Origin of the sequence: Actinomyces sp. MRS3W, assembly GCF_032465695.1 — a bacterium.
Classification (GTDB): domain Bacteria; phylum Actinomycetota; class Actinomycetes; order Actinomycetales; family Actinomycetaceae; genus Actinomyces.
Map to the genome: position 1 here is coordinate 1 of NZ_JAWDJJ010000128.1, position 5,504 is coordinate 5,504.

Annotated in this window: 4 protein-coding genes; 1 reads left to right on the forward strand and 3 read right to left on the reverse strand. The window is 69.0% G+C overall.

Annotated elements, in window-relative coordinates:
• The 3 genes from RWX45_RS04435 to lysX form a co-directional block, all read right to left on the reverse strand.
• The coding region (locus RWX45_RS04435; protein WP_316022566.1) for an alpha/beta fold hydrolase at positions 1 to 459 on the reverse strand (459 nt) is incomplete at its 3' end.
• Positions 452 to 1,075, reverse strand: coding sequence for a DUF998 domain-containing protein (locus tag RWX45_RS04440; RefSeq protein ID WP_316022567.1), 624 nt, complete (start codon positions 1,073 to 1,075; stop codon positions 452 to 454). The genes RWX45_RS04440 and RWX45_RS04435, both read right to left, overlap by 8 nt.
• Positions 1,072 to 4,284 carry a bifunctional lysylphosphatidylglycerol synthetase/lysine--tRNA ligase LysX gene (gene lysX / locus RWX45_RS04445; RefSeq protein ID WP_316022568.1) on the reverse strand — a complete coding sequence of 1,071 codons (3,213 nt, stop codon included), beginning with the start codon at positions 4,282 to 4,284 and terminating at the stop codon, positions 1,072 to 1,074. Before lysX ends, RWX45_RS04440 begins: the two co-directional genes overlap by 4 nt.
• A 298-nt stretch (positions 4,285 to 4,582) precedes the next feature.
• Between lysX and RWX45_RS04450 the strand changes: the two genes are divergently transcribed.
• A complete protein-coding gene (locus RWX45_RS04450) occupies positions 4,583 to 5,335 on the forward strand; it encodes a hypothetical protein (protein ID WP_316022569.1) in 753 nt (250 codons plus the stop codon).
• Positions 5,336 to 5,504 lie beyond the last annotated feature (169 nt).

Below are 5,504 nucleotides of genomic sequence, written 5' to 3' on the forward strand. Positions count from 1 at the left end.
GGCCAGGGCGGCCACCGGCGCGTAGCCGAAGGCGGCGCCGGCGGCCCGCGTCAAGGCGCGCGCACAGGGGTCCTCGCCGGGCAGGGGCAGGAGAGGGTCGGGCTCGGCGGAAGGATCAACCAGGACCATGCCGGCAACGAGCCGCGGGCGCAGCCGAGCGAGCGCCTCGGCCTGGAAGGCGGCCATCGAATGGGCGACGACGATGACCGGCCGCGCCTCGACCTCCTCCAGAATCCGCGCCAGCACCCGCACCTGCTCGGGCAGCGACGGCAGCCCCGCGCTGGCGGTGCCCAGATAACCGGGCCGATCCACGGTGATGATGCGGCGGCCCGGGAGTGCCGCGACGACGTCGGCCCAGCAGCCGGAGTTCAAGGCGCAGCCGCTCAGCAGCACGACGGCGGGTCCGGCGCCGTCGTGAATGGTGATGGTGTGGCCATCGCGACGGTGGATCTCAGCCATCCTTGCCTCCCGGCAGCCGTAGCGCCAGTCGCGCCACCCACGCCGAGCACACCAGCACATAGATGGCCTGCACGAACCCTTGCGTCCCCGGAGCCACATGCTCGGCAAGAATGCTGGTGAGCATCAGTACGGCGACGACGGCGGTCAATGCGGCCCATATCAGCGGCCCGCGAGTCCAGCCGATCCGCTGCGCCAGGCCCACGGCGGTGAGCACCATGCCCGCCAGGAAAGCCAAGGACACCAGGACGGAGGCCGCCTCGTGCACACGAACGGCGAATCCGGCCTCGATGCATGCGGCGTCACGGCTCTGGGCGCAGGGGAGGTTGAAAACGGCGTCGAGCACCGTTCCCGCCGCCGCCACCACGAGCGCACCGGCGACCTGCGGTGCTCTGTGGCCGAGCCACGGACGCCACCCGTCTCGGCCCAGGATGGCGATCCACGTGAACACCACTGCGGCCAGGGTGTCGGCGAGGCGGAAGAACCACTGGTAGGGCTGATCCTGGGCGGCCAGTTCGGACAGGTATCCGGCCAGCGCGTGCGGATCTCCGGTCAGGCCCCAGGCCAGCCAGCCGTTGTAAGTGACGAAGGCGGCCAGCGCCAGCAGCCGTCCCCTCATCGCTGCGGCCTGACCAGGGGGAAGGCGATCGTTTCCCGGATGGAGGCGCCGGTGAGCATCATGACGAGCCGGTCGATGCCCACGCCGAGGCCTCCCGACGGCGGCATGCCCTGTTCGAGGGCCTGCAGGAAGGCCTCGTCCAGCTCCATGGCCTCCGGGTCGCCGTCGGCGGCGGCCAGCGACTGCGCGGTGAGCCGGTCCCGTTGAATGACCGGATCCACCAGTTCGGAGTACGCGGTCCCCACCTCCGCGCCGAAGATGATGAGGTCCCAGCGCTCGGCCAGGCGAGCGTCGCGGCGGTGCGGGCGCGTCAGGGGCGAGGTGTCGGCCGGGAAGTCGGTGAAGAAGGTCGGCTCCACGGTGACGCCCTCGGCGAGGTGCTCGTACAGCTCCTGCATGAGCGTGCCCCAGCCCCAGCGGGGGTGGTAGGGCATGCCGACGGCGTCGGCATGGGCGCGCAGGACGTCCACGGGAGTAGCGGTGTCAACCTCCTCCCCCAGGCCGGTGGAGACGGCCTCGCATACGCTGACGCTGCGCCAGGGTGCGGCCAGGTCGATCTCGTGCTCGACACCGCCCACCCGGCCGCGCACCACGGTGGTCCCCAGGGCGGCGCGGGCGGCGGCGAGGGTTAGGTCGCGCACCACCTTCTTCATCACGTGGTAGTCGGCGTGCGCCTGGTAGGCCTCCAGCATGGTGAACTCGGGGTTGTGGGTGGCGTCGGCGCCCTCGTTGCGGAAGGAGCGGCCGATCTCGAAGACGCGGTCCATGCCGCCGACCATGAGCCGCTTGAGATACAGCTCGGGAGCGATGCGCAGGTAGAGGTCGAGGTCGTAGGCGTTGATGTGGGTGCGGAAGGGGCGGGCATTCGCACCCCCGTGCACGGGCTGCAGCATCGGCGTCTCCACCTCCAGGTAGCCGCGGTCGAGCAGCCCTTGACGCACCGCCTGGACGGCGTTGGCACGGGCCCGCACCAGGAAGCGCTGGCGGGGACTGATGATGAGGGTGAGGTGGCGTTGGCGGACCCGCATTTCCGGGTCCTGAATGCCGTGGCGCTTGTCCGGCAGGGGGCGCAGCGCCTTGGAGGTCATGGCCCAGGAATCGGCGAGCAGGCTGCGAGTTCCGGTGCGGGAGGCGCCGACCTTCCCGGTGACGGCGATCTGGTCGCCGATGCGCACCAGGCGGCGGAAGCGTGCGACGGCGTCGGCTCCGACCGCGGCGGTCTCCAGGAGCACCTGCAGGTCGCCGCTCCAATCGCGAAGGTCGGCGAAGATGACGCCGCCGTGGTCGCGGACTGTCAGCACCCGGCCGGCCACGGCGCTGGCGCCGGTGGCGGTAGCGCAGGAGTCCGTCACCTGTACTGACGGCGGGTAGGGCTCGACGCCGTCGGACAGCATCGCCTCCCGACAGGCCAGGCGGGGCGCGATCTGAGCGGGGACGCGGCGGACGGGACGGGTCGCATGGACCGCGCCGGTCGTAACGGCGAGCAGCTGCTTGGAGCACTCGTCGCTGCGTCGCGGCTGCTGCTCCGGTTCGCCCACGAGCCAGCGGGGGAGCGTGAGGAAGCCCTCCGCCACGCCGATGGCGGTGGCCGACGCGATCATGTCGCCGCTGTCGTGGTAGCAGATGAGACGCGGGTACCACTCGGGGTCGTACTTGGCGTTGGAGCGATACAGGGACTCCAGCTGCCAAAAGCGCGAGACGAACAGCAGGATGCGCCGCCACAGGCGCTGCAGCGGGGTAGCACCGATACGCGCGCCGGCGTCGAATGCGGAGCGGAAGACGGCGAAGTTGAGCGAGACCCGGTTGATTCCCATACCGGTGCACTCCGCCATGAGTGAGGAGACCATGAGCTCGGTGACGCCGTTGGCCGCCTCGGGGTGGCGGCGCATGACGTCCAGGCTGAGGCCGTCGCCGCCCCAGGGGACGAAGGACAGCAGCGCCGCCACTTGGCCGTGGTCTGTGGGTTCACCGTGGGCGTGAGCGGGTTCGTCCCCCGGCGGGAACAGCGCCTCGACCATGAGGCACTGACCGTCGGAGGGGTCGGCGAAGCGGCCCAGGGCCATGGAGAAGCCGCGTTCGTCCTCGCCGTCGAGCCATTGATTGGCCAGGCGGGACAGCTCGGCCAGTTCCTCGGCGGGAATCGCGCGATGACGCCGGATCCGAACCGTGTATCCCTGCCGCGTCACGCGGCGGACCGCGCGCGCGGCCTCCGGCAGATTGCCGAGCCGGAAGCGGGAGGGCCGCAATACTGCCTCGTCGCCGATCCCCAGGGCGCGCAGGCCGGCGTCAACGTAGGCCCGTGCTCCCGCCTCGGAGGCGCCGATGACGGCGGGAGTCCACCCGTACTCCGCGGCGTGACCGACGAAGGCCCGGGCCGACGTCGCCCAGGTCGAGGGATCTCCCAGCGGATCGCCGGAGGCCAGCGCGACCCCCAGGGTGACCCGGTAGATGACCGCGCCGTGCTCGGTGAACAGAACGGACTTGTCCCGGCGGGTGGCGAAGTATCCCAGCGAGTCGGTCGTGTGCTCGGCCAAGAGGGCGCGCACCCGGCTCTCCTCCTGCGCCGTCATGCGCGCGGACTCTTTCTGGGATCGCAGCAGAATCCGGAAGGCGACGAGGAAGCTGAGCGCCCACCCCAGTCCCAGCAGGCTCGTCAGCCACGTGGGCTCCGCGGATCCCTGGAACAGCTCCGCAAGCTGCCGCAGCCCAGGGCCGGACAGCATCCACTTGACCGCAATCGCAGCCACGGTGGCCACCGCCGCCAAGCCGAGGAACACCGTCAGTGCCCGACGGAAATTCCCGGGTTGGGAGCGCACCGAATAGGAACCGCGATAGACGACCAGGACCGCGAGGAAGGCCAGCAGCACGCCGATATTGGCGCTCAGGACGGGTACCAGGTCCCGGTAGTCCGGATCGAAGACGGCTACCAGCACCACCGCGCCGTACAGCAACGCCGTACCCACGGTCATGAGGGTCATGAGCACCCAGGCGACGCGCTTGCGACGTTCCAGTCCTGCCGCCACCAGGAACAGAACGACGGCGGAGAACCAGTCGATCGAGGGCAGGGGGATGATCCAGGCGAAAATGAAGTCCAGGACGAGCTGCACACCCTTGAGGCTCCCGAACAGGCTGTCGAAGAGTGTCAGCAAGGCGACGAAGTACAGGATCCGCGGGAGAATGCGGGGCACCAGGGGGTCGTGCTTCTTCATCGCCGGCGTGGAGTCCTTCCGTGTCATGCATGTGTCGAATCGCCCGGGCCGGGTTCGGAAAGGATTGTCACCGACGCCGCGAGCCAGGTGCTTCCTCCCCAAGAAGGAGCCGCCTCATGCGCAAGCCCGACCGAGCAGGGCCGGTCGCCGAGCGCGTCGGGCGCAGACCAGCATTCCGCCTTAGGCGTCACGACTCGCACACGTGAGGAATCTTGCATGGGTCCCTCTACCCATTTCGTTATCAACGCCGCTTTCATAACATGTTGGTGTACGTACCTGACAACGTTTGGAGTGTCCCATGCAGCGCCTACCTCGCATCGCTACCTACACCGCCACCACCCTCACCGCCGCCGCCCTGGCCCTGACCATGTCGGCCTGCAACTCCGGAAGCAGCGACGGGGAAGCCGTCAGCACCGACCAGGAAGTCACGGTCGAGGAGAGCACGGCCTCCGGGTCCGATGAATCCGCGGACACCGGCTCAGACACCGACGCAACCACCGAGGCGGAGCCCACCGTCCCCGACGGCTACACCCTCACCGAGGTGCCGGACGCCGAGCTGTCCTTCGCCGTTCCCTCCGACTGGACCACCCTCACCGGGGAGGACGTCTCCAACACGGAACTCGTGGACGCCGTCGCTTCAACTCTCGGCCGGTCGACTGACGAGGTCGCCGCCATGTTCCAGGGGCTGGCCCTGTACAGCGTTGATACCAGCGGGACGAGCGATTTCGCCGAGAACCTCAACGTCGAGATTGTTGACAACGTGAGCACACTTCCCGCCGAAAGCGATCTCGTGCAACTGTTGGAGCGCCAGAGCGACGCATCTTCCGGAATGGTGTTCGAACCCGGCACCTACACCGAGACCACTACTGCCAGCGGTCAGGGCGCGGCCGTGGAGACCTATACCCTTCCCTCAGACGGGGGTACGACCGTACAGGGCAGTTACGTCGTCGTTCCAGCCAAGAATGGCAGCGCTATGGCGCTTATCGCCATTTCCACCACCTCCGCCGAGCGAACCCAGGAACTGGCGGACGCCATCCTCGGCTCCATCTGATCGCCCCGCGCTCATCCGAACTATTCCAGTAACGTGCTGCGGCAGTGGTGCGTGTCGGGCAACGCTCGATCCGCGCCACCGCTGCAGCGCGTGCCCGTTACCTTGTTTGTGGTCGCGGGAGTAGCCTCGCGGCTGGGCCAGCGGCGGCCGGCATGATGTCTTGCCCCTG

Bases quoted from the DNA above. Each gene is read 5' to 3' on its own strand.
- RWX45_RS04440 (WP_316022567.1), bottom strand. From the start codon at position 1,075: ATGAGGGGACGGCTGCTGGCGCTGGCCGCCTTCGTCACTTACAACGGC.
- lysX (WP_316022568.1), bottom strand. From the start codon at position 4,284: ATGAAGAAGCACGACCCCCTGGTGCCCCGCATTCTCCCGCGGATCCTG.
- RWX45_RS04450 (WP_316022569.1), top strand. From the start codon at position 4,583: ATGCAGCGCCTACCTCGCATCGCTACCTACACCGCCACCACCCTCACC.